This window comes from Methylobacterium iners, from assembly GCF_022179305.1.
Taxonomy (GTDB): domain Bacteria; phylum Pseudomonadota; class Alphaproteobacteria; order Rhizobiales; family Beijerinckiaceae; genus Methylobacterium; species Methylobacterium iners.
Genome location: NZ_BPQP01000098.1, coordinates 1 through 1,786 on the forward strand (window position 1 = coordinate 1; position 1,786 = coordinate 1,786).

The 1,786-nt window shown below is 59.9% G+C and carries 2 protein-coding genes; both read right to left on the reverse strand.

What is annotated here, in order from left to right:
- Entirely contained in the window at positions 1–1,257 is a 1,257-nt protein-coding gene (locus MFF55_RS24360; RefSeq protein ID WP_238246702.1) for a DUF7305 domain-containing protein, read from the reverse strand.
- The gene (locus tag MFF55_RS24365) at positions 1,257–1,661 is read right to left on the reverse strand and encodes a TadE/TadG family type IV pilus assembly protein (RefSeq protein ID WP_238246703.1); all 405 of its coding nucleotides are present in this window, start codon (positions 1,659–1,661) and stop codon (positions 1,257–1,259) included. The genes MFF55_RS24360 and MFF55_RS24365 overlap by 1 nt, the downstream gene beginning before the upstream one ends.
- Between the last annotated feature and the right edge of the window lie 125 nt (positions 1,662–1,786).

The following is a 1,786-nucleotide window of genomic DNA, read 5'->3' on the forward strand; positions in this document are numbered from 1 at the left end:
CTAGTACACGAGGCCGCCGACCGTTTTCCCTTCTTGTCCGCTTTGACCAGCACCGATTGCCACAGCGAAGTCGATCTCAGAGTTTCCAGTGAAGTGAACCTTTGAGGCAACGAGAGAGCCGTAGCGAGCGGGGTTCGTCGTCGTGCCGCTGCCCGTAAAGGTCACAACGGTAGCCGGAGCGTAGATGGCGCCAGTGATGTTGAAGTCAGAGTTCCCGCTGATGGTCAGCGATGCTCCAACAGCCTTGCGAGACTGGAAGAGGGATATGCCGGCAAGCGACCCACTCGTGGGAGCAGAGAACTTGATCAGCGGATTGCCGGTAATCTTTAGAGACGATGATCCATCCAAGAACAGCGTAACGCCGCTGCCGGTGATCTTCGCATTGCTGTTAATGTTCACCTCAGAACCGCTGAAGTAGTAGGTGCCCGCGCTCAGGGTCACAGTGCCGGAGAAGTTCACAGGTCCGCTGAAACAGCCGGCCAGCACCGTACCCGTCAGCGTACCACCAGGCTTGCAGCCCGATGGTGTCGGCTCTTCAACCGCAGCAAAGGGATCCGTGACTGCTGAGAAGCATCGCGTCACAGTCGGATTGAACCCAGATGGGTTGAACCCTGGAGCATTGGCTTGGCAGACCGAAGTGGCCGTCATCCGCGCCTTGTTGCCGTTGGATGAAATTGCCGTTGCTGAAGCGGATTTCACCCGCACGCCACAGCCCAGGCTGACGGTGGTGCTGCCCGCTATCGTCAGGGCATCCGGATCCGTCGCATTCAGAGCGTAGACGCAGGCAGGATCGTCCGTGCCGCGCACGACGGCGATTGCACTGGCAGAGACGCTATAGGTGTCTGAGCCGCCGATCAGTTGCGCGAAGATGCCCTTGATGGCGTTGCCATGCGCCTCGTCACGCGAGGCCGTCACACGCACGCCAGTCGGTGGTGTCGCCGCATCGCTTGGCTTGTAGGTCTTGGTGCCGGGATCGTAGACGATGAGCTGGACGTCCGTTGGTGCGGTGACGTTACCTGCATTGCTCGGCACGTTCAGGTTCGCGATCGTCACCGCAGCCTGGACCGCATCCGCCTCATTCGACAGCTTCCTGATAGCTGCGAGCGCCCCGGCATCCGCGCCCATTTGGAGGCGCGCCTTGCTGTAGCGCAGATGGGCCAGATCGACCGCGAGCGCGGCAGCGCCGAGGACCACGGGCAGAGCCAGTGCAGCAAGGATAGTGATGCTGCCTCGCTCATCGTGACGGAAGTTGCGCATCACTGCGTCTCCTGCATCAAAGTTGCCGAGGCGGTCATGACATTCCCGCCGAAGGCAGCTGCAAGGAAATTGGTCGGTGTCGCAGCCGCGATAGGAATGGACGCCCGAACCAAGTAGCGTGTGCTGTCAGCAGGATCCTTGTCGGCAACGATCGTCGCTTGAGTGCCCACCCACTGAGGCAAGGCGTTCTTTATGGCGTCTTGCGCGGCAGCTGGTGTCGTTCGTCCCACCGCAAGCTGGCGCGCCGCATCCCACACGGCGTGTTGGGCTGTGTTCAGGGTGAAGAAGACGAATGAGAACTCGCAGACCGCCATGAGGATGGCGATGAAGACAGGGGCGATGAGCGCGAACTCGACAGCCGATGCCCCGGATTGATCTGAGCGGAATTTCTGCGGCAAGCGCATCGCGCAACACTCAAGACGTCTATGGCGTCAGGGATTACCCCTGAGAGATCGCCATAGTATCGAGCCGGCTATCTTGAGCATACGGCTAGGATTAAGTTTCCGCCGTCATCGTTAATCAATCAATT

Coding starts and splice junctions, on each gene's coding strand:
- MFF55_RS24360 (WP_238246702.1), bottom strand. CDS start 1,257: ATGCGCAACTTCCGTCACGATGAGCGAGGCAGCATCACTATCCTTGCT.
- MFF55_RS24365 (WP_238246703.1), bottom strand. CDS start 1,661: ATGCGCTTGCCGCAGAAATTCCGCTCAGATCAATCCGGGGCATCGGCT.